Consider the following 20,560-nt stretch of genomic DNA (forward strand, 5'->3'; position numbering starts at 1 on the left):
TGGATGGGCAGAGCCTAGGGGCTGGGTATCAGCTGTGCAAGCGAGGCGCGTTGCGGCGCTGGTTGAGCTGCATCAGGTGGTTGCCCAGGTGCATCAGCCAGCACGCGGTCACGAACGGCGCGGTCAGCCCGGCGATTGGCAGCAGGTTGAACAGTGGCTGCAGCAGCAGGGCGCAGGCGATAGCGAGCAAGGTCACCCAGGGTTTCTCGCCCTGGCGACTGAAGGCCAGGGCCGCCAGGGCGGCGTTGAAGCCATACAGCCCCAGCCACGCGGCCTGCGTTTCTCCAGCCAGCAGCGCGACACCACCGCCGATGGCCGAGCCGATCAGCGCCCAGGTGGCGGCATAGGGGTTGGCGAAGTACATGCCGATGACGATCAGCAGGCCGGCCATGGGCTTGTCGAGCAAAAAGATCTGCCCCACGCCGCGCAGCAGGGCATACACAGGATCGGCTTCGACATAGCCGTTGGCCGACGGCTCGGTCAGCAGCAACGCGGCCCAGCCCAGCAGCACGAATGGCGCGGTGTAGGCGATCAGCAGCTTGCCGCCGCGCTTGCGCCATTGGTGGGTGAGCATGCTCGACAGGCCGCCGGCGGCGATGATCAGCGGTGGCAGGATCGCCGACCAGGGCAATACGGCGCTGATCAGGATGCCGATCAGTACGCCGTTGTAGCAGTACAGCCCGGCCTGGCGGTCGGCGCGGTCGTAGCCGCGGCGTTGGGCGGTAAGCAGGCCGGCCAGGGCGCCGAGCAGGGCGCCGCCGACCAGGTTCGGCGCGGTCAGCAGGATGGCCAGCAGGCAGCACAGGCCGCACAGGGGATTGCGCAGCAGCAGCACCTGGCTGAAACCGTTGAGCAAGGCCGTGGCCCAGTCGGGGCACGGGTTGACGAAATTCTTGGTGTACATGGGCAGTCGGTAAGGTGAGTGGGGGAGCGGTGGGCCTCTTCGGGCCTCGGTTTTCCGCGATGTCATGGGTTGCTAGCACGTCTCGTGGGAGCGGCGCACCGCCGCTCCCACAGGAGTCGTGCAGGTTGTTACACCAGCGTCTCGATCCGCAGCGTATTAGTCGAACCCGGCTTGCCGAAGGGCACACCGGCGGTGATCAGCAGCGTGTCGCCACGGCTGGCCATGCCTTGGGCCTGGGCGATTTCCAGCGCCGTGGAGACCACCTCGTCGACCTGGCGCAGGCGGTCGTTGACCACCGAGTGCACGCCCCAGGCCACGCTCAGGCGGCGGGCGGTGTTCAGGTTCGGCGTCAGGTTGAGGATCGGCGCCCGTGGCCGCTCGCGGGCGGCGCGCAGGGTGGAGTTCCCCGATTCGCTGTAGTTAACCAGCACCGCCACCGGCAGGATGCCGCTGATGCGGCGGATCGCGCAGCTGATGGCGTCCGACACCGTGGCTTCGGCCTTGGGCCGGCCAACGTCGAGCTGGGCCTGGTAGTCCGGGCCGTTCTCCACCTGGCGGATGATCTTGCTCATCATCTGCACGGCTTCCAGCGGGTAGTCGCCCGAGGCGGTCTCGGCCGACAGCATCACCGCATCGGCGCCTTCGGCCACGGCGTTGGCCACATCGGTGACCTCGGCGCGGGTCGGGGCCGGGGAGAAACGCATGGATTCGAGCATCTGCGTGGCCACCACCACTGGCTTGCCCAGCTGGCGGCAGGTATTGATGATGCCCTTCTGGATCTGCGGCACGCTCTCGGCCGGCACTTCCACGCCCAGGTCGCCACGGGCGACCATGATCGCGTCGGACAGCTCGGCGATGGCCTGCAGCTGCTCGACCGCCGAGGGCTTCTCGATCTTGGCCATCAGGTAGGCACGGTCGCCGATCAGCTCGCGTGCTTCGAGGATGTCCTGCGGGCGCTGCACGAACGACAGGGCCACCCAGTCCACGCCCAGCTCGAGGCCGAAGGTGAGGTCGCGGCGGTCCTTCTCGGTGAGCGGGGACAGGTCGAGCACCGCCTGGGGCACGTTGACGCCCTTGCGGTCGGACAGCTCGCCGCCGGCTAGCACTTCGGTGTCGATGGCGTCGCTGTGCTTGGCGGTTACGCGCAGGCGCAGCTTGCCGTCATCGAGCAGCAGGTCCATGCCGGGCTCCAGCGCGGCGATGATCTCCGGGTGCGGCAGGTTCACCCGGCGGCTGTCGCCCGGGGTCTTGTCCAGGTCCAGGCGCAGGGCCTGGCCGCGTTGCAGTTGCACCTTGCCGTCGGCAAAACGGCCGACGCGCAGCTTCGGCCCCTGCAGGTCCATGAGGATGCCCAGCGGGTAGTTGAGCTGCTGCTCGACTTCGCGGATCCACTGGTAGCGCAGGGCGTGGTCGGCGTGTTCGCCGTGGCTGAAGTTGAGGCGGAAGATGTTCACCCCGGCCTCGACCAGCTGGCGGATGTCGTCGATGCCCTTGATCGCAGGCCCGAGGGTGGCGAGGATTTTTACTTTTTTATCAGGCGTCATGAGGGGTCGGTCTCGAGGATCAGGATGGCGCGGAAGTCGTTGACGTTGGTGCGGGTCGGCTCGGTGACGATCAGCGCGTCGAGCGCGGCGAAGTAGCCATAGCCGTTGTTGTTGTCCAGCTCATCGCTGGCCGACAGGCCCAGGGCCTCGGCGCGGGCGTGGCTGTCCGGGGTCATGAAGGCGCCGGCGTTGTCCTCGGAGCCGTCGATGCCGTCGGTATCACCGGCCAATGCGTACACCCCCGGCAGGCCCTTGAGGCTTTCGGTAAGACTGAGCAGGAACTCGGCGTTGCGCCCGCCACGGCCATTGCCGCGCACGGTGACGGTGGTCTCGCCGCCGGAGAGGATCACGCAGGGCGCCTTCAGCGGCTGGCCGTGCAGGACGACCTGGCGGGCGATGCCGGCATGCACCTTGGCCACCTCGCGCGACTCGCCTTCCAGGTCACCGAGGATCAGCGGGCTGAAACCGGCCTGGCGGGCTTTCACCGCGGCGGCCTCGAGCGACTGCTGGGGGCGGGCGATCAGCTGGAAGTGGCTGCGCGCCAGCGTCGGATCGTCGGCCTTGACGGTTTCCGAGGCCGGGTTGTTGAGCCAGTCGATGACGGCCTTGGGCGCTTCGATGTTGTAGCGCTTGAGGATCGCCAGGGCATCGGCCGAGGTGCTCGGGTCGGCCACGGTGGGGCCGGAGGCGATGACCGTGGCCAGGTCGCCCGGTACATCGGAAATCGCGTAGGTGTAGACGGTGGCCGGCCAGCAGGCCTTGGCCAGGCGCCCGCCCTTGATCGCCGAGAGGTGCTTGCGCACGCAGTTCATCTCGCCGATGGTGGCGCCGGATTTCAGCAGGGCCTTGTTGATCTGCTGCTTGTCGGCCAGGGTCAGGCCTTCGGCGGGTAGGGCCAGCAGGGCCGAGCCACCGCCGGAGAGCAGGAAGATGACGCGGTCGTCTTCGCTCAGGTTGCTGACCAGGTCGAGCACGCGCTTGGCCACGGCCAGGCCGGCAGCGTCGGGGACCGGGTGGGCGGCTTCGACCACCTCGATCTTCTGGCAGCTGGCGCCATGGCCGTAGCGGGTGACCACCAGGCCAGAGACTTCGCCCTGCCAGCTCTTCTCGACCACTTCGGCCATGGCGGCAGCGGCCTTGCCGGCGCCGATGACGATGACCCGGCCGCTACGGTCGGCGGGCAGGTGGGGTTCGAGGACCTGACGGGGGTGGGCGGCGGCGATGGCTGTGTCGAACAGCTCGCGCAGGAATTTTTGTGGATCGACCGACATGGCAGGCTCCCAGATTCTTGTTGTTCTGCAAAATCGAAAACGCCCCTGGAACTGCCTCCGTGCAGGCCGAACCAGGGGCGGGTGTTGCTCGGTGTCACCTCATGGACCTGTGGTTACAGGTTCATTGGTGTTGGCCGCATCGCGGATAAATCCGCTCCTACAAGGAGCGGATTTATCCGCGAAGGGCAGGTACAGGTTTACTTGTCGTCGCGGATCGAGAAGTTGGCCATGTGCTCCAGGCCCTTGATCAGCGCCGAGTGGTCCCAGTTGCCGCCGCCCAGGGCCTGGCAGGTGTTGAACACTTGCTGGGCATTGGAGGTGTTGGGCAGGTTGATGCCCAGCTCCTTGGCGCCTTGCAGGGCCAGGTTGAGGTCCTTCTGGTGCAGGTTGATGCGGAAGCCTGGGTCGAAGGTGCCTTTGATCATGCGCTCGGCGTGCACTTCGAGGATCTTCGACGATGCGAAGCCGCCCATCAGCGCCTCGCGCACCTTGGCCGGGTCGGCGCCGTTCTTGGCGGCGAACAGCAGGGCTTCGGCAACGGCCTGGATGTTCAGGGCGACGATGATCTGGTTGGCCACCTTGGCGGTCTGGCCATCGCCGTTGCCGCCGACGCGGGTGATGTTCTTGCCCATGGCTTCGAACAGCGGCAGGGCGCGCTCGAAGGCTTTCGGGCAGCCGCCGACCATGATGCTCAGGGTCGCGGCCTTGGCGCCGACTTCGCCGCCGGACACCGGGGCGTCCAGGTAGGCGGCGCCGGTGGCCTTGATCTTCTCGGCGAAGGCTTTGGTGGCGGTAGGCGAGATCGAGCTCATGTCGATCACCACCTTGTTCGGGCCCACGCCTTCGGCGACGCCGTTTTCACCGAACAGCACGCTTTCGACCTGTGGGGTGTCGGGCACCATGACGATGATGAATTCAGCTTCCTGGGCCACTTCCTTCGGGTTGGCCAGGGCCACGCCGCCAGCGGCGATCAGGTTGGCCGGAGCTGCGTCGTGGTGGGTCGAAACGAAGATGCTGTGACCTGCTTTTTGCAGGTTCTGGGCCATGGGGTTGCCCATGATGCCGGTGCCGATGAAACCGATTTTAGCCATGAGAATCTGCCTCTTTTGTATTTGTTCGTGGCTCCGTGGGGGCGGGCTTGACCCGCGATGGCGGTGCCAAGGTTGCCATCGTCATCGCGGGTCAAGCCCGCTCCCACGGTTGCCTCATCAGATAACGTTGTGGGTCTTCAGCCAGCCCAGGCCGGCTTCGGTGGTGGTCTTGGGCTTGTACTCCGCGCCCACCCAGCCCTGGTAGCCGATGCGGTCCAGGTGCTCGAACAGGAAGCGGTAGTTGATCTCGCCGGTGCCCGGCTCGTGGCGGCCCGGGTTGTCGGCCAGCTGCACGTGGTTGATCAGCTTGAGGTTGGTTTCCAGGGTGCGCGCCAGGTCACCTTCCATGATCTGCATGTGGTAGATGTCGTACTGCAGGAACAGGTTGTCGCTGCCCACCTCGGCCTGGATTTCCAGGGCCTGTTTCGTGGTATTCAGGTAGAAGCCCGGGATGTCGCGGGTGTTGATCATTTCCATGACCAGGCGGATGCCGGCGGCCTTGAGCTTGTCAGCGGCGTAGCGCAGGTTTTCCACGAAGGTCTTGCGCACGGTGGCGCAGTCCGGGCCTTGCGGGCGGATGCCGGCCAGGGCATTGACCTGGGTGTTGCCCAGCACCTTGGCGTACTCGATGGCCTTGTCGACACCGGCGCGGAACTCTTCGACGCGGTCGGGGTGGCAGGTGATGCCACGCTCACCTTTCGACCAGTCGCCCGCGGGCAGGTTGAACAGCACCTGGGTCAGGCCATGGGCGTCGAGCTGCTGCTTGATCTCGGCGGCGCTGAAATCGTACGGGAAGAGGTATTCGACGCCGCTGAAACCAGCGTCGGCGGCGGCCTTGAAGCGAGCCAGGAAGTCCTGTTCGGTGAACAGCATGGACAGGTTGGCGGCGAAGCGAGGCATAAGTCGTCTCCTTGCGTTGATTGCCCCCGCGCGCGGCGCGGGGGCGTCAGGCGATCAGTCCAGCAGCGAGATGGCGGTCGGCGCGTCGTTGCCGACCAGGGCGAGGTCTTCGAACTCGTTGACCGCGTTGATCTCGGTGCCCATGGAAATGTTGGTCACACGCTCGAGAATCACTTCGACCACCACCGGCACGCGGAACTCTTCGGCCATCTTCTGCGCCTTGAGCAGGGCAGGGGCGATCTCGGCCGGTTGGAACACGCGGATGGCCTTGCAGCCCAGGCCCTCGACCACGGCGACGTGGTCGACACCGTAGGTGGCGGCGTCGGTGGAATTGATGTTCTCGAACGCCAGTTGTACACAGTAATCCATGTCGAAACCACGCTGCGCCTGGCGGATCAGGCCGAGGTAGGCGTTGTTCACCAGCACGTGTACGTACGGCAGGTTGAACTGCGCGCCCACCGCCAGCTCTTCGATCATGAACTGGAAGTCGTAGTCACCGGACAGCGCGACCACCTTGCGTTTCGGGTCGGCCTTGACGACACCCAGCGCGGCAGGGATGGTCCAGCCCAGCGGGCCGGCCTGGCCGCAGTTGATCCAGTGGCGTGGCTTGTACACGTGCAGGAACTGCGCGCCGGCGATCTGCGACAGGCCGATGGTGCTGACGTAGGTGGTGTCCTTGCCGAACACTTCGTTCATTTCCTGGTACACGCGCTGCGGCTTGACCGGGACGTTGTCGAAGTTGGTCTTGCGCTGCAGGGTAGCCTTGCGTTCCTGGCAGTCTTCCAGCCAGGCCTTGCGGCACTTGAGCAGGCCTGCGGCTTTCCATTCGCGGGCCACTTCGAGGAACACGTCCAGGGCCTTGCCGGCGTCCGAGACGATACCCAAATCTGGAGTGAACACTCGGCCGATCTGGGTCGGTTCGATGTCCACGTGCACGAACTTGCGGCCTTCGGTGTAGACGTCGACGGAGCCGGTATGGCGGTTGGCCCAACGGTTGCCGATGCCGAACACCAGGTCGGACTTGAGCATGGTCGCGTTGCCGTAGCGATGCGAGGTCTGCAGGCCGACCATGCCGACCATCAATTCGTGATCGTCCGGGATGGTGCCCCAGCCCATCAGGGTTGGCACTACCGGGACGCCGGTCAGTTCGGCGAACTCGACCAGCTTGTCGCTGGCGTCGGCGTTGATGATGCCGCCGCCGGCTACCAGCAGCGGGCGCTCGGCGTCATTGAGCAGGGCCAGGGCTTTTTCGGCCTGGACGCGGGTGGCGGCTGGCTTGCTGATCGCCAGTGGCTCGTAGGCGTCGATGTCGAACTCGATCTCGGCCATCTGCACGTCGAACGGCAGGTCGATCAACACGGGGCCTGGGCGGCCGGTGCGCATCTCGTAGAAGGCCTTCTGGAACGCGTAGGGCACCTGGCCCGGCTCCAGCACGGTGGTCGCCCACTTGGTCACCGGCTTGACGATGCTGGTGATGTCGACGGCCTGGAAGTCTTCCTTGTGCAGGCGGGCACGCGGGGCTTGGCCGGTGATGCAGAGGATCGGGATGGAGTCGGCCGAGGCGCTGTACAGGCCGGTGACCATGTCGGTGCCGGCGGGGCCGGAGGTGCCGATGCACACGCCGATGTTGCCCGGGTTGGCGCGGGTGTAGCCCTCGGCCATGTGCGAGGCGCCTTCGACGTGGCGAGCGAGGACGTGATCGATGCCACCGACTTTCTTCAGGGCCGAGTACAGCGGGTTGATCGCGGCGCCGGGAATGCCGAACGCGGTATCTACACCTTCACGGCGCATGACCAGAACGGCTGCATCGATTGCTCTCATTTTGCTCATGGTTTGTGCCTCATCGATTTTGTAATTGTATACAACTTGCGTTGCGGCAGAGTGTATTCATGGTCGGCGCAAAAGGTCAATCCATTTTCGTCGGCGGGTTTGACTTGCTGGTCATGGCGAAAAAGGGCGGCATTTCGTCGCAGCGAGACACATTGGATCAGAAAATTGTATACAAACAGTGTCTTTGTTGTGTTCTATCGTGTCTATTGGTTTTCAACTGCCCTCAGGGCTTCTCACAACAAGAAGAGGACCTTTTCATGAACGCATTGACCCTCAAAGACGCTGTCGGCGTGGTGAACGCCGCGCTGGCCGCAGGCCGCAAGATCAACGCCGCGCCCTTGACCGTGGCGGTGCTCGACGCCGGCGGGCATCTGCTGGCGTTGCAGCGCGAGGATGGCGCCAGCCTGCTGCGCCCCGAGGTGGCCATCGGCAAGGCCTGGGGCGCGGTGGCGCTGGGCAAGGGTTCACGCCTGCTGGCGCTGGATTCGCAGCAGCGGCCGGCGTTCTATGCCGCGCTGAACGGGCTGGGCGAGCGGCCGGTGGTGCCGGTGCCGGGCGGGGTGCTGATCCGTGATCGGGACGGCAAGGTGCTGGGGGCTGTAGGGATCAGCGGGGATACGTCGGATATCGACGAGCAGTGCGCGATCAGTGCGATCGAAGAGGTGGGGCTGACGGCGGATGCGGGGGTTGCTGCCTGATCAGGGTTTAGAACTATCGCGGGGCAAGCCCGCTCCCACGGTCATCTGGACTTTTCCCTACTGCTTAGGGCGGTTCAGGGCGTGGGAGCGGGCTTGCCCCGCGATTGCGTTGGCTCAGGCCGCCTCGGGCTCGCAGCCCTTCAGTACCAGGCGGATGATGGTCTCGGCCGCCGCGTCATAGTCGCTGTCGGCCAGTTTGGCCTTGCCGGTCACCACGGCGATCTGCCAGTCGAAATCCGCGTAGGTCTGCGTCGCCGCCCAGATACTGAACATCAGGTGGTGCGGATCGACGTGGGCGATCTGGCCGCGCTCGATCCAGCGCTGGATGCACTCGATGTTGTGCCGGGCCTGCTCGTTGAGCTGCTCCACCTGGCGCGGCGACAGGTGCGGCGCGCCATGCATGATCTCGCTGGCGAACACCTTGGAGGCGTGGGGCAGGTCGCGGGAGATGCGGATCTTCGAGCGGATGTACGAACTGAGCACCTCTTTCGGATCACCGTCGGCGTTGAACGGCGTCGAGGCCTGCATGATCGGCGCGATGATGCTCTCGAGCACCTCGCGGTAGAGGTTTTCCTTCGACTTGAAGTAGTAGTACACGTTCGGCTTGGGCAGCCCGGCCTTGGCCGCGATATCGCTGGTCTTGGTGGCGGCGAAGCCCTTGTCGGCGAATTCTTCACTGGCTGCGCGCAGGATCAGTTCCTTGTTGCGCTCGCGAATGGTGCTCATTGTCGGGAATCTTCCTCGGGTCTGGCCCCTCCAAGAGGGGTCCGGCATGGTAGCACCCGCTCGGACGGGCGCTCAAGGCAGCGTCTTTGGGCTAGAATCCCGGCCATTCGAACCTACTGGAAACATTTTGACATGGCAGGAAGCAGCTTACTGGTATTGATCGACGATATCGCCACGGTCCTCGACGACGTCTCGTTGATGACCAAGGTCGCGGCGAAGAAGACCGCCGGGGTACTGGGCGACGACCTGGCGCTCAACGCCCAGCAGGTCACCGGCGTGCGCGCCGAACGCGAGATCCCGGTGGTGTGGGCGGTGGCCAAGGGCTCGCTGGTGAACAAGGCGATCCTGGTGCCGGCAGCGTTGCTGATCAGCGCGTTCATTCCGTGGGCGGTGATTCCGTTGCTGATGGTTGGTGGCGCCTACCTGTGCTTCGAGGGCTTCGAGAAGCTGGCGCACAAGTTCCTGCACAGCAAGGCCGAGGACGACGCGCAGCACGAGGCACGCAAGGCGGCCGTGGCGGATGAGCAGGTTGACCTGGTGGCTTTTGAGAAGAGCAAGATCAAGGGCGCGGTGCGCACCGATTTCATCCTTTCCGCCGAGATCATCGCCATCACCCTGGGCACCGTGGCCGATGCGCCGCTGAGCCAGCAGATCATCGTGCTGTCGGGGATCGCCATCGTCATGACCCTGGGGGTGTATGGCCTGGTGGCAGGCATCGTCAAACTCGATGACCTGGGGCTGTGGATGACCAAGAAAGCCTCGGCGCTGAGCCAGGCGGTGGGCAACGGTATCCTGCGCGCAGCGCCGTACATGATGAAAAGCCTGTCGGTGATCGGCACCGCGGCGATGTTCCTGGTCGGTGGCGGGATCCTGGTACATGGCATCGCGCCGCTGCATCACGCTATCGAGGCGTTCAGCGAAGGACGGGGCGGGGCGTTGACCGGGGCACTGCTCAATGGTGTGGCGGGGGTGATTGCGGGGGCTGTGGTGCTGGCGGTGGTGAGCGTCGTCGGCAAGCTGTGGCAGGCGCTGCGCCCTGCTCACTGAGTAGCGCAGGGACGTGGGGGCGGGGCAAGCCCGCTCCCACGTCAGACAGAGCCTGAGCGCTGTGTGATCAGAAGTGCACTTTCACCAGGAAACTCATGGTGTTCTGATCGGTAGTGAAGGCATCGCTGTCCTTGATGCCGTACTTGTTCTTCCAGTAGTCGTACTCGATACCCACGTACAGCTGCTTCTCGCCCAGGTGCAGCGCTTTGCCCAGGTCGTACTTGACCTGCGGGTTGAAGTGCAGGTTCGCCTGGTAGGTGCCGCGACGGTTCTCGTCGTTGTCCACCACCCAGTCCATGAAGCCGTCGATGAGAATGTCGGACGAACCCACAGGGATGGTGTAGGACCACACCGGGGTGATCTGCCAGACGTTGTCGCCCGGACGGCTGCCGTCGGTGGTGCGCTGGTAGAAGTTCAGCTGGAAGTAGTCGAAGCCTGGGATCGCCAGGTCGAAGCCGGGGCCGATCAGGTAGGACTCGGTGTCACCCTCGCCGAACTCGTAGGTCATGGCCAGCAGCACGTCCTTGACCGGGCCGAACTCGAGCTTCTGGTCGAAGATCTTGCCGAACGACAGGCGTGGGCTGAATTCGCCGTAGTAGGTGTTCGGGCCGTTACTGGCGTCCTTCTTGCCCTGGTAGAAGATCTTGTCGAAGAAGAAGAAGTTGTCGCCGTACTTCCACGCATCGGCGTGCTCGAAGGTGACCGTCTGCTGGGTCTCGGGGTTGACCTTGAAGTTCTTGCCCCACAGGTAGGTCAGGCTGTTGTTCTGCCATTGCAGCAGGTCACCGGCTTGGCTGGCGCCGCAGGCCAGCAGGCCGCCGGCGAGGATCAGGCTATTGATGGTACGCATTGCGTGTGTCGCTCCCTTGAGTTGGATCTGTTGTCAGCGCTCGGGCGCTGTTCTTGTCTTTTGGGTCAGCTTTTTTCAATTGGCCACAGCTGTTTGGCAAGAGCTGCGCCAACTTTTCCACGTTGGGCACAACCATCCTGCTCGACGTCTTTCTGAACGGATGAAATAGGTATTTCACGCTGGCAACACGTTGGCAAACCGCCCGGAAACATTGACTGGGCGGTCAGCAAACGCGGGCGGGATCCTTCCCGCCCCGATCGAGGGGGCGCGCAGATTACTCACTTGCGCGCCGGGCCTCAAGTGCTCCGTCCTGGAGCACGGTGTCACATCATCGGGCATGCGCCCGTTCGGTCAGAAATGCACCTTCACCAGGGCGCTGGCGACGCTCTGGTTGCTGTCCACGTTGCCGCGGCTGTCAATGCCGTACTTGTCCTTCCAGTAGCTGTATTCGAAGCCGACGTAGAGCTGCTTGGCGCCCAGGTTAAGGGCCTTGCCCAGGTCGTATTTGACCTGTGGGTTGAACTGCAGGTTGGCGTGGTAGGTGCCACGGCGGGTCTGGTCGTTGTCGACCACCCAGTCGATGTAGCCGTCGATCAGGATGTCGGACTTGCCCACCGGGATGGTGTAGGACCAGGCCGGGGTGATCTGCCAGACGTTGTCACCGGGGCGGCTGCCTTCGGTGTTGCGCAGGTAGAAGTTCAGGGTGAAATAGTTGAAGCCGGGCACGTTCAGGTCGAAGCCGGGGCCGATCAGGTAGGCCTCGTTGTCGCCCTCGCCACGCTCGTAGGTCATGGCCAGCAGCACGTCCTTGACCGGGCCGAAGGCCAGGTTGTGCTCGAAGATCTTGCCGAACGACAGGCGCGGGCTGAACTCACCGTAGTAGGTGGTCACGCCTTTGCCGGGGTCGGCCTTGCCGTTGTAGAAGATCTTGTCGACGAACAGGAAGGTGTCGCCGTACTTCCACTTGTTGGCGTGTTCGAAGGTGATGGTCTGCTGGATGTCGGGGTTGACCTTGAAGTCCTTGCCGTAGAGGTAGGACAGGCTTTCGCCGTGCCACTGCAGCCATTCGCCGGCATGGACGGGGAGGGTGGCCAGCAGGCTGCTGCCCAGCAGGACGGAGGTGGTGATGCGCTTCATGTTGTGATTCCCGGACTTATTGTTTTTGTAAGGGCTTTTTCGGCGCGCAGGCGCCCCGGACGGCCCATTCCGGCGGGCCGACGGTACTGCGTTACCACAGGGTTGAAGCGGGGCGGCCAGGACGGCGCCGCCCCTGGTCACTCAATGCTGGTGACAGGCATCGTTGTGCGCGGCGCGGTCGGCGCCGCCGAGGATGTTGAACAGCAGGTTCAGCACCAGGGCGCTGAGGGTGGCCATGGCGATGCCACTGTGGGTGATCGGTTCCATCCACTGCGGCATCTGCGCGAAGAACTCCGGGCGCACCACCGGGATCAGGCCAAAGCCGACGCTGACGGCGACCAGCAGCTGGTTGCGTCGGTCGGAGATGTCCGCTTCCTGGAGGATCTTGATCCCGGTGGCGGTGACCATGCCGAACATGGCGATGGACGCGCCGCCCAGTACCGCGGGCGGGATCGAGGCGATCAGGAAGGCCGCCTTGGGCAGCAGGCTGAGCAGGATCAGCAGCGCGCCGGCCATCACCGTGACGTAGCGGCAGCGCACCCCGGTCATCTGCACCAGGCCGATGTTCTGGGCGAACGAGGAGTGGGTGAAGGTGTTGAAGAAGCCGGCGATGAACGACGCGCCGGCATCGCACAGCAGGCCGCGCCGCAGCATGCCTGGCGTTACTTCACGGTCGGTCACCTTGCCCAGGGCAAGGAACATGCCCGTCGACTCGACGAAGATGATCACCACCACCAGGCACATCGACAGGATCGGCGCCAGGCTGAAGGTCGGCATGCCGAAGTGCAGCGGCGTCACCACCTGCAGCCACGGTGCCTCGCTCAGGCCCGACAGGTCGACCATGCCGATGGAACCGGCGAGCACGTAACCCAGGCCCATGCCCACCAGTACCGACACGTTGACCCAGAAGCCGCGCATGAAGCGGTTGATCAGCAGGATCACCGCCAGCACCAGGCCGGCGACCATCAGGTAGATCGGCGCGCCGAAGGCTTCGGCGTCATGGCCGCCACCGGCCCAGTTGACCGCTACCGGGAACAGCGACAAGCCGATGGAGGTGATGACCGTGCCGGTCACCAGCGGCGGGAAGAAGCGCACGACCTTGGACATGAACGGCGCGATCAGCATGCCGAAGAACCCGGCGGCGATGGTCGCGCCGAAGATCCCCTGCAGGCCGACGCCCGGCATGCCGGCCATGGCCACCATGCTGCCGACGGCGGCGAAGCTGGCGCCCATCATGACCGGCATGCGAATGCCGACCGGGCCGATACCGAAGGATTGGATGATGGTGGCAACGCCGGCGACCAGCAGGTCGGCGTTGATCAGGAAGGCGACTTCTTCGCGGGACAGGCCCGCCGCCTGGCCAATGATCAGCGGCACCGCGATGGCGCCGCCGTACATCAGCAGAACGTGTTGCAGACCCACCAGGATCAGCTGGAACAAAGGCAGGGGCTGTCGTGGCGGCGCAACAGGGATGTACGCCTTGGGTGACTCGGACATGCAGCACCTCGAGTTTTGTTTTTATTCTCGGATCCAAGCGGGCGGCTTCACGTGGCAGGCTCCGGTAAAGGAGGCCGGGGTTCCCGCGTGAAGCCGAACGCTCGATGCTTGCTTGTTACGTAGAGCTTGTAGCGAGGCCGGGAGTACCGGCCTCATCGCGGGGCAAGCCCGCTCCCACGCAGTCGTGGGTTGTCTCAGTTGACCTGCGCGCCTTTGGCGATCCAGTCGCCGACCAGCTTGCGTTCCTCGACAGTCATCTGGGTGATGTTGCCCAGCGGCATGATCTGGCTGGCGACGGCCTGCGCCTGGATGCGCGCGGCCTGGGCCTGGATCTGCTGCGGGGTGTCGAACATCACGCCGGCTGGGGCTGCGCTGAACAGCGGGCTGGTCGGCTTGGCCGAGTGGCACACGGTGCAGCGTTCCTGGATGACGGTGTGGATCTTGTCGAAGGTTTCACCGCCAGCCTGGGCTGTGGCTTGGGCCGGAGCCTCGGCGGGTGCCGCAGGTTTGGCGGCTTCCTCGGCGCGCAGCTCGGCGGCGGTCTTGCCACCTACGGCAGTGGCCGGCAGCGGCTGGTACTCGACCTTGGCAGCGGCTTGCTCAGGGGCGGTCGGCAGCGGTTTGGGGCCGGTCACGTAGGCCAGGCAGATCATCGCCAGGGCACCGACTGGCAGGGTCCAGGCGTACTTGTTGCTGTCGTGGCGGGTGTTGAAATAGTGACGGATCAATACCGCGGCCACCGCGATCCCGGCCAGGATCAGCCAGTTGTACTGGCTGCCGTAGGTGCTCGGGAAGTGGTTGCTGATCATGATGAACAGCACCGGCAGGGTGAAGTAGTTGTTGTGGCGCGAGCGCAGCAGGCCCTTGGCCGGCAGCACCGGGTCGGGGGTCTGGTTGTTCTCGATGGCCGCCACCAGCTGGCGCTGCGCCGGCATGATGATGCGGAACACGTTACCGACCATGATGGTGCCGATGATCGCACCGGTGTGCAGGTACGCGCCGCGGCCGCTGAACACCAGGCTGAAGCCCCAGCAGGCGGCGATGATCAGCACGAACAGCACGGCGCCGAGCAGGGCCGGCTTCTTGCCCAGGGGCGAGTCGCAGAGGAAATCGTAGATGAACCAGCCGGCGATCAGCGAGCCGATACCGATGGCCACGCCTTCGGCACCGCTGAGGGTGCTGCCGGGTGCCAGCAGGTACAGGGTCGGGTTCCAGTAGAACACCACGCACAGCAGGGCGATCCCGGACATCCAGGTGAAGTAGGCTTCCCATTTGAACCAGTGCAGGTTCTCGGGCATCTTCGGCGGGGCCAGCTTGTATTTTTCCAGGTGGTAGATACCACCACCGTGGATGGCCCAGAGGTCACCCGACAACCCATCGCGCGGGTTGCTTCGGTTCAGGTGGTTCTCCAGCCAGACAAAGTAGAACGATGCACCGATCCAGGCCACGCCGGTGATCATGTGAACCCAGCGAATGCTCAGGTTCAGCCATTCGTGAAGGTGTGCTTCCACAGTATGTACCTCTCGCCGGTCACGGTTCAGGCGGACCTGGGTGACCGACCTTTTCTTATTGGTGGGGATTGAGGATCAACATCTGTTCCTCGGGGAAGTAATGCTCATCGCAGTTGTTGCCGGAACCACTGCGATCAACCACCAGGAAGTCATCCCGCTTTTCGATCGTCAGCACCGGGTGGTGCCAGACGCCGCGATGGTAATTGATGCCCTGCCTGCCATTACTGCGGAAGGCGCGGACCAAGCCTGATACAGGTGCATCGCCAACTGGCGCGACCACGATCAGAAAGGGGTTGCCGAGCAGCGGGATGAAAGCCTGGCTGCCCAGCGGATGGCGTTCCAGCATGCGCACGGTCAGCGGCATTTCCAGCGCGTCGGCGCGGAAGATGCTGATGATCGCCTTGTCTTCGGGCTCGGCGGTCTCGACCGTGGCGAGCTTGTGGAAGCGCATGGTCGAGCCGTTGTTGATCATGAAGTGGTCGCTGCCGTCGGTTTCGATCACGTCACCGAAGGGGGCGAAGGCTTCTTTGGTCAGGGGCTCGATCATCAGGGTGCGCATGCGGTTATCTCTTCTATTCGTTGTTCTGGATTTTGGTGGCCTGGCGGGCCGGGGCCCTGGGTGCGGACGCGTCACGCACTCGGGCCAGGGCGCTGCCAGTGCCTTACAGCTGCAGCAGGCGGAACAGGGCGATCAGGTTGATCTGCGCCAAAGCTTCCTTGAACTCGGCATCGGTGTCGTTGTGGATGCGTTTTTCGAAGGAGGCGAGGATCTGGTGCCGGTTGCTGCCCTTGACCGCCATGATGAACGGGAACTGGAACTTGGCCTTGTAGGCGTCGTTGAGTTCGGTGAAGCGGGCGAACTCTTCAGCGGTGCACTGGTGAATACCGGCGCCGGCCTGCTCGTTGGTGCTCGATTCGGTCAGCTCGCCCTGGATGGCGGCCTTGCCGGCCAGGTCCGGGTGAGCGTTGATCAGTGCCAGCTGGTCGGCGTGGTTGGCGCTGAGCAGGATGTCGCTCATGCGCTGATGCAGCGCCTCGATCTCGTCCAGCTCGGCCAGTTGCCCCAGGTCGTAGGCTTTTTCGGCGACCCACGGCGAGTGCTCGTAGATGTCGGCGAAGGCCGCGACGAAGGCGGCGCGGTCCAGGGTGGAGGGCTTGAGGGTCTTGAAGGCGGTCATCAGGCGTTCTCTTTCTTGTACGGGTGGGTGGCGTGCCAGTGGCGGGCGATGTCCACGCGACGGGCGAACCAGACCTGCTCGTGGCTCTTGGCGTAGTCGACGAAGCGCTTGAGCGCGGCCAGGCGCGCCGGGCGGCCGACCAGGCGGCAGTGCAGGCCGATGGAGAGCATCTTCGGCGCCTCGGCGCCTTCCTCGTAGAGCACGTCGAAAGCGTCCTTGAGGTACTGGAAGAACTGCTCGCCGCAGTTGAAGCCCTGTACCTGGGTGAAGCGCATGTCGTTGGTGTCGAGGGTGTAGGGGATCACCAGGTGCGGCTTGCCGGTCGGATTGTTCGGCTCCCAGTAGGGCAGGTCGTCGTCGTAGGTGTCGCTGTCGTAGAGGAAGCCGCCTTCCTCCATCACCAGGCGCCGGGTGTTCGGACCGGTGCGGCCGGTGTACCAGCCTTGCGGGCGTTCGCCGGTAAGCTCGGTGAGGATGCGGATGGCTTCGAGCATGTGCTCGCGCTCTTGCGCTTCATCCATGTACTGGTAGTCGATCCAGCGGTAGCCGTGGCTGCAGATCTCGTGGCCGGCCTCGACCATGGCGCGGATCACGTCGGGGTGGCGCTGGGCGGCCATGGCCACGGCGAAGATGGTCAGCGGCACGCCGCTGTCCTTGAACAGCTTGAGCAGGCGCCATACGCCGGCGCGGCTGCCGTATTCGTAGAGCGACTCCATGCTCATGTTGCGCGCGCCTTGCAGCGGCTGGGCGGCGACCATTTCGGAGAGGAACGCTTCGGACTCTTTGTCGCCATGCAGGATGTTGCGCTCGCCACCTTCTTCGTAGTTGAGCACGAAGGACAGTGCAATGCGGGCATTCCCCGGCCATTGCGGATGAGGTGGGTTGTTGGCGTAACCGATCAGGTCGCGAGGGTAGTCAGCGCTCACTGCAGTCTTCCTTCTTGTACGTATGTGCGAGTGGTGGGCGGGCCGCGTCGGGATGTCGCACCACCGGATGGGCTGATTGTATACAACTTCTTAAATACTTTGTAAGCCTGTTTTTCCGCATTTCTTCCCATTTGTCGCCTGAGAATGGCTTGCAAGAAACCTGCCTGATTGGTCAGCTAATGCCGTGAGGGTCGGCATCGGGCGTGTCTTTGCGACTGATGGAGTGTTCGAGGAGTCTTGACCTGGGATGCAGAAAAAATTGTGTACAATCTATCGCTAAACTGTCTTAATGGCTGCATTCCCGCACGGTGCGAGCCTGTTGCCGTGTATTTTTTGCCCACGTAGACGACAAGAGGCGACAAGCAAATGGGACGTTTGACCACACACGTACTGGACGCCGCGCATGGCTGCCCGGGCAGCTCGATCAAGGTCGAGCTGTACCGCGTTGAAGGCCAGCAACTGGAACTGGTGAACACCGCCCTGACCAACAGCGATGGCCGCGTCGATGCGCCGCTGCTGCAGGGTGACGACTACCGCACCGGCGTCTATCAATTGCAGTTCAGCGCCGGTGACTACTACCGCGCCAAGGGTGTGAAGCTGCCGGACACCGCGTTCCTCGACGTGGTCGTGCTGCGCTTCGGCATCGACGAGCAGCAGGAGCACTACCACGTGCCGCTGCTGATCTCGCCGTACAGCTATTCGACCTATCGTGGAAGCTAGTTGGTCGCTAGAAGAATCTTCGTAGGTCCTTGGCCCGCTCTCACACTGGCGGGCTTTTTTTCGTTCGTAGCCCTACTCCCTGACTCTCTCTACGGTGCTGTAGAGATTCAATGCTCTTCCGGTTTTCAATGCAGCTATGTCCGCGCCTCCAGCCGTCGCTGCGCCGAGCAGGTGGCCGACTACAGCGGTTGCTATGGTTCCGGGTGTGATTTTTGCTGCAACCGCTTCGGGAGCACCGTTGAATTCCAGCCAGGTGGATGCCATCTCGAGATGGGCGACGACAGAGGGCGTTTCACCCCTATTCGCCCGTTGCACGGTTTCTGCGTAACGAGTCTGGAGATACTGGGGCAGGGGCGGAGCCCCATTACTGTCTTTTGCAATGTAGGCGCCGGCGACGCGCTCTCCAAAAAACGATTTGTTTGGGGCATTGACGATCTGCTGGGCTTCCGGCGTGGCCAAGACGCGTCCCGGTATGGCATCGGGCACGGTATTGCGTAAAAACGAAGTCGTGAACTGTTGATGCATCTCTTTGATGAAAGCAATGATGCCGCCAGTGGGATCATGCCTGTTGATGGGGTCGCCAGCGCAATAGGTATAACTATTACTGCCACCTTCATCGAAAGGGCTTAGCGAATCTGGGCTACTGAAACGCATAAGTTGGGTGTTGAACAAGCGATGGCCGTTGCCCAGATAATAATGGCCGGTGAGGGGCTCTGGGATTTGTCCGTTGAAGCCAGTCCTTGGTCCCCCTCTGCATGCCTTGCTTCCGTATGGGGTATACGCGTTTGTGATGGACTGGGCATGTATGACCGAACTGGCTCTGTCTACTGACAAAACATAAGTAAGCATGGCGTTGATACTCTGTTTGTCGGATCGCAATGGCCGCTCATGGCGAGTTTTTTCTGCGCTAGTAATAGCGTGCGCGCACTGGATTTACACCTATCAGAAATATCAGAAGGGTGCGCAGGTAAACTTGGTACCTCGGGCCGCTGCCCCTGCCCGAGGTAGTGGAATGAGTCCCGCTGATCAGAGGAACACAAACTTGGCAATGAAGATCGCGCACAGCACCCATAGGCTGGCCGAGATCTCCTTGAATTTACCGGTACCGGCCTTCAGCGCCACATAGCTGATGAAGCCCAGGGCAATGCCGTCTGCCACCGAGAAGGTCAGCGGCATCATGATCACGGTGACGATCGCCGGAATGCTGTCGGTGGCTTCATCCCACTCGATATGCGCCATGCTGCCCATCATCAGCATCGCCACGTAGATCAGCGCGCCAGCGGTGGCATAGGCCGGGATCATCCCCGCCAATGGGGCGAAGAACATCGCCGCGATGAACAGGATCCCAACCACCACGGCGGTCAAGCCGGTGCGCCCGCCTGCCGCCACGCCCGCAGCACTTTCCACGTAGCTGGTCACCGGCGGCACGCCGACCACCGCGCCGAACACGCTGGAGGTGCTGTCGGCCTTCAGCGCCCGCGACAGGTTCTCGATACGCCCGTCCGGTGCCACCAGGTTGGCCCGCTGGGCCACGCCCATCAGCGTGCCAGCGGTGTCGAACATGTGCACGAACAGGAACGCCAGCACCACGCTGATCATGCTGACGTTGAACACGCCGACCACGTCCATGGCCATCCAGGTCGGTGCCAGGCTCGGCGGCATCGACACCACCCCGCCGAACTTGACCAGGCCCAGGCCCCAGCCGGCCAAAGTGACGCCGATGATGCTGATCAGGATCGCGCCGAACACCCGCTTGTAGCTGAGGATCGCGATCAGCAGGAAGCACACGGCCGCCAGCAGCGGGCCGGGCTCATGCAGCGAGCCCAGCTTGACCAGGGTTGCCGGGCTGTCGACGATGATGCCGGCGGTTTTCAGGCCGATCAGCCCGAGGAACAAGCCGACGCCGGCCCCCATGGCATGGCGCAGGCTCACCGGGATGCTGTTGAGCAGCCACTCACGCACGCGCGAAACGGTCAGGAACATGAACAGCACACCCGAGACGAACACCGCCCCCAGCGCCGTTTCCCAGTTGTAGCCCATGGTGCCGACCACGGTGTAGGTAAAGAAGGCATTGAGCCCCATGCCCGGCGCCAGGCCGACCGGCCAGTTGGCGTACAGGCCCATCAGCAGGCAGCCGAGGGCAGCGGCGATGCAGGTGGCGACGAACGCCGCGCCGTGGTCGATGCCGGCGTCGGCCATGATGTTGGGGTTGACGAAGATGATGTAGGCCATGGTGATGAAGGTGGTCACCCCGGCGATCAGCTCGGTGCGGACAGTGCTGCCATGCTGCTTGAGTTTGAAAATCCGCTCCAGCCAGCCCGTTTCGAGCGGTGGGGCGAGATCCAGCGTAGGTGCTTCGGATTTGCGGCTTTCCACAGCGAGTACTCCTCAAGTCTTTCTTGTTGTTCGAAGCCTGGTCCTGAGCCATGCACTGGGGGGCTTCGCGAGGGGGTGTGGCAGACGTCCGACCTGTTTGTTGACTTTTGGGTCAGGAAGTTGCTCGCAGGATTATGCTTTTGTGTACAAAGAATGCAAATAATGTTTTATCTTTTGTGCGTACAAACGGTCGTACAACGGCTATATAGGTAAAAGGCCACCTGCAGAAACGGGTCAGCCTGTGTACAATGGCGCCATACCTTGGCCCCTTTTCTTCTTCCAGGACTTGCCATCCCCCCGCTGACCGGTATTACAGTCACGGTCCGACTGGCAGATCCTTTGTGCTCGAGAGCC

Annotated in this window: 19 protein-coding genes; 3 read left to right on the plus strand and 16 right to left on the minus strand. The window is 63.5% G+C overall.

Features of this window, described 5'->3' with window-relative positions:
• Positions 1 to 28: 28 nt before the first annotated feature.
• The 6 genes from DFS21_RS17365 to gcl form a co-directional block, all read right to left on the minus strand.
• Complete coding sequence (locus tag DFS21_RS17365) at positions 29 to 904, minus strand: urea transporter (protein ID WP_110704531.1); 876 nt, start codon at positions 902 to 904, stop codon at positions 29 to 31.
• 128 nt (positions 905 to 1,032) lie between these two features.
• Positions 1,033 to 2,448 (minus strand): pyruvate kinase, encoded by a 1,416-nt coding sequence (gene pyk / locus DFS21_RS17370; protein ID WP_110605504.1) that lies wholly within the window; start codon positions 2,446 to 2,448, stop codon positions 1,033 to 1,035.
• Positions 2,445 to 3,719, minus strand: a complete 1,275-nt coding sequence (locus tag DFS21_RS17375; protein WP_102690681.1) for a glycerate kinase — start codon at positions 3,717 to 3,719, stop codon at positions 2,445 to 2,447. The genes pyk and DFS21_RS17375 overlap by 4 nt, the downstream gene beginning before the upstream one ends.
• A 197-nt stretch (positions 3,720 to 3,916) precedes the next feature.
• Complete coding sequence (locus DFS21_RS17380) at positions 3,917 to 4,831, minus strand: 2-hydroxy-3-oxopropionate reductase (RefSeq protein ID WP_352165414.1); 915 nt, start codon at positions 4,829 to 4,831, stop codon at positions 3,917 to 3,919.
• A 96-nt stretch (positions 4,832 to 4,927) separates the two neighbouring features.
• Positions 4,928 to 5,710, minus strand: a complete 783-nt coding sequence (gene hyi, locus DFS21_RS17385; RefSeq protein WP_110704621.1) for a hydroxypyruvate isomerase — start codon at positions 5,708 to 5,710, stop codon at positions 4,928 to 4,930.
• Positions 5,711 to 5,764: 54 nt separating this feature from the next.
• The gene (gcl, locus tag DFS21_RS17390; protein WP_102684645.1) at positions 5,765 to 7,540 is read right to left on the minus strand and encodes a glyoxylate carboligase; all 1,776 of its coding nucleotides are present in this window, start codon (positions 7,538 to 7,540) and stop codon (positions 5,765 to 5,767) included.
• 257 nt (positions 7,541 to 7,797) lie between these two features.
• Between gcl and DFS21_RS17395 the strand changes: the two genes are divergently transcribed.
• Positions 7,798 to 8,238: a heme-binding protein gene (locus DFS21_RS17395; RefSeq protein ID WP_111532723.1), complete on the plus strand. Its 441-nt coding sequence runs from the start codon at positions 7,798 to 7,800 to the stop codon at positions 8,236 to 8,238.
• A 114-nt stretch (positions 8,239 to 8,352) separates the two neighbouring features.
• Here DFS21_RS17395 and DFS21_RS17400 read toward each other — a convergent pair whose 3' ends face one another.
• On the minus strand, positions 8,353 to 8,964 hold the full coding sequence (locus DFS21_RS17400; RefSeq protein WP_102684647.1) for a TetR/AcrR family transcriptional regulator: 612 nt from the start codon (positions 8,962 to 8,964) through the stop codon (positions 8,353 to 8,355).
• A gap of 132 nt (positions 8,965 to 9,096) precedes the next feature.
• Here DFS21_RS17400 and DFS21_RS17405 point away from each other — a divergent pair, with 132 nt between their 5' ends.
• Complete coding sequence (locus DFS21_RS17405) at positions 9,097 to 10,011, plus strand: DUF808 domain-containing protein (protein WP_046856492.1); 915 nt, start codon at positions 9,097 to 9,099, stop codon at positions 10,009 to 10,011.
• Positions 10,012 to 10,078: 67 nt separating this feature from the next.
• Here the strand turns inward: DFS21_RS17405 and DFS21_RS17410 are convergent, their stop codons facing one another.
• The 7 genes from DFS21_RS17410 to puuE all read right to left on the minus strand — a co-directional run bounded on the left by DFS21_RS17410 (position 10,079) and on the right by puuE (position 17,110).
• The gene (locus DFS21_RS17410; protein ID WP_102684649.1) at positions 10,079 to 10,861 is read right to left on the minus strand and encodes an outer membrane protein OmpK; all 783 of its coding nucleotides are present in this window, start codon (positions 10,859 to 10,861) and stop codon (positions 10,079 to 10,081) included.
• Between the two features lie 351 nt (positions 10,862 to 11,212).
• Positions 11,213 to 11,998: an outer membrane protein OmpK gene (locus tag DFS21_RS17415; RefSeq protein ID WP_111532724.1), complete on the minus strand. Its 786-nt coding sequence runs from the start codon at positions 11,996 to 11,998 to the stop codon at positions 11,213 to 11,215.
• Positions 11,999 to 12,139: 141 nt separating this feature from the next.
• Complete coding sequence (locus tag DFS21_RS17420; protein WP_046856489.1) at positions 12,140 to 13,495, minus strand: nucleobase:cation symporter-2 family protein; 1,356 nt, start codon at positions 13,493 to 13,495, stop codon at positions 12,140 to 12,142.
• A gap of 194 nt (positions 13,496 to 13,689) precedes the next feature.
• Positions 13,690 to 15,006: a urate hydroxylase PuuD gene (locus tag DFS21_RS17425; protein WP_102684673.1), complete on the minus strand. Its 1,317-nt coding sequence runs from the start codon at positions 15,004 to 15,006 to the stop codon at positions 13,690 to 13,692.
• A gap of 55 nt (positions 15,007 to 15,061) precedes the next feature.
• Positions 15,062 to 15,565 (minus strand): ureidoglycolate lyase, encoded by a 504-nt coding sequence (locus tag DFS21_RS17430; RefSeq protein WP_046856488.1) that lies wholly within the window; start codon positions 15,563 to 15,565, stop codon positions 15,062 to 15,064.
• A 103-nt stretch (positions 15,566 to 15,668) separates the two neighbouring features.
• Positions 15,669 to 16,184: a 2-oxo-4-hydroxy-4-carboxy-5-ureidoimidazoline decarboxylase gene (gene uraD, locus DFS21_RS17435; protein WP_102684652.1), complete on the minus strand. Its 516-nt coding sequence runs from the start codon at positions 16,182 to 16,184 to the stop codon at positions 15,669 to 15,671.
• A complete protein-coding gene (puuE, locus tag DFS21_RS17440; RefSeq protein WP_110699121.1) occupies positions 16,184 to 17,110 on the minus strand; it encodes an allantoinase PuuE in 927 nt (308 codons plus the stop codon). The genes uraD and puuE overlap by 1 nt, the downstream gene beginning before the upstream one ends.
• 366 nt (positions 17,111 to 17,476) lie before the next feature.
• On the opposite strand from puuE, the gene uraH reads away from it, so the two are divergent.
• Positions 17,477 to 17,830: a hydroxyisourate hydrolase gene (gene uraH, locus DFS21_RS17445; protein ID WP_028692847.1), complete on the plus strand. Its 354-nt coding sequence runs from the start codon at positions 17,477 to 17,479 to the stop codon at positions 17,828 to 17,830.
• 72 nt (positions 17,831 to 17,902) lie between these two features.
• Here the strand turns inward: uraH and DFS21_RS17450 are convergent, their stop codons facing one another.
• Both DFS21_RS17450 and DFS21_RS17455 read right to left on the minus strand, forming a co-directional pair.
• Positions 17,903 to 18,679, minus strand: coding sequence for an RHS repeat-associated core domain-containing protein (locus DFS21_RS17450; protein WP_110699167.1), 777 nt, complete (start codon positions 18,677 to 18,679; stop codon positions 17,903 to 17,905).
• A 177-nt stretch (positions 18,680 to 18,856) separates the two neighbouring features.
• Positions 18,857 to 20,206, minus strand: coding sequence for an NCS2 family permease (locus tag DFS21_RS17455; RefSeq protein ID WP_110699119.1), 1,350 nt, complete (start codon positions 20,204 to 20,206; stop codon positions 18,857 to 18,859).
• Positions 20,207 to 20,560: the final 354 nt, after the last annotated feature.

Origin of the sequence: Pseudomonas sp. 2848 (assembly GCF_003253945.1) — a bacterium.
Classification (GTDB): domain Bacteria; phylum Pseudomonadota; class Gammaproteobacteria; order Pseudomonadales; family Pseudomonadaceae; genus Aquipseudomonas.

Excerpts from the sequence above, each read along its gene's own strand:
- DFS21_RS17365 (WP_110704531.1), bottom strand. The coding sequence starts at position 904 with ATGTACACCAAGAATTTCGTCAACCCGTGCCCCGACTGGGCCACGGCC.
- pyk (WP_110605504.1), bottom strand. The coding sequence starts at position 2,448 with ATGACGCCTGATAAAAAAGTAAAAATCCTCGCCACCCTCGGGCCTGCG.
- DFS21_RS17375 (WP_102690681.1), bottom strand. The coding sequence starts at position 3,719 with ATGTCGGTCGATCCACAAAAATTCCTGCGCGAGCTGTTCGACACAGCC.
- hyi (WP_110704621.1), bottom strand. The coding sequence starts at position 5,710 with ATGCCTCGCTTCGCCGCCAACCTGTCCATGCTGTTCACCGAACAGGAC.
- gcl (WP_102684645.1), bottom strand. The coding sequence starts at position 7,540 with ATGAGCAAAATGAGAGCAATCGATGCAGCCGTTCTGGTCATGCGCCGT.
- DFS21_RS17395 (WP_111532723.1), top strand. The coding sequence starts at position 7,798 with ATGAACGCATTGACCCTCAAAGACGCTGTCGGCGTGGTGAACGCCGCG.
- DFS21_RS17400 (WP_102684647.1), bottom strand. The coding sequence starts at position 8,964 with ATGAGCACCATTCGCGAGCGCAACAAGGAACTGATCCTGCGCGCAGCC.
- DFS21_RS17405 (WP_046856492.1), top strand. The coding sequence starts at position 9,097 with ATGGCAGGAAGCAGCTTACTGGTATTGATCGACGATATCGCCACGGTC.
- DFS21_RS17410 (WP_102684649.1), bottom strand. The coding sequence starts at position 10,861 with ATGCGTACCATCAATAGCCTGATCCTCGCCGGCGGCCTGCTGGCCTGC.
- DFS21_RS17415 (WP_111532724.1), bottom strand. The coding sequence starts at position 11,998 with ATGAAGCGCATCACCACCTCCGTCCTGCTGGGCAGCAGCCTGCTGGCC.
- DFS21_RS17420 (WP_046856489.1), bottom strand. The coding sequence starts at position 13,495 with ATGTCCGAGTCACCCAAGGCGTACATCCCTGTTGCGCCGCCACGACAG.
- DFS21_RS17430 (WP_046856488.1), bottom strand. The coding sequence starts at position 15,565 with ATGCGCACCCTGATGATCGAGCCCCTGACCAAAGAAGCCTTCGCCCCC.
- uraD (WP_102684652.1), bottom strand. The coding sequence starts at position 16,184 with ATGACCGCCTTCAAGACCCTCAAGCCCTCCACCCTGGACCGCGCCGCC.
- uraH (WP_028692847.1), top strand. The coding sequence starts at position 17,477 with ATGGGACGTTTGACCACACACGTACTGGACGCCGCGCATGGCTGCCCG.
- DFS21_RS17450 (WP_110699167.1), bottom strand. The coding sequence starts at position 18,679 with ATGCTTACTTATGTTTTGTCAGTAGACAGAGCCAGTTCGGTCATACAT.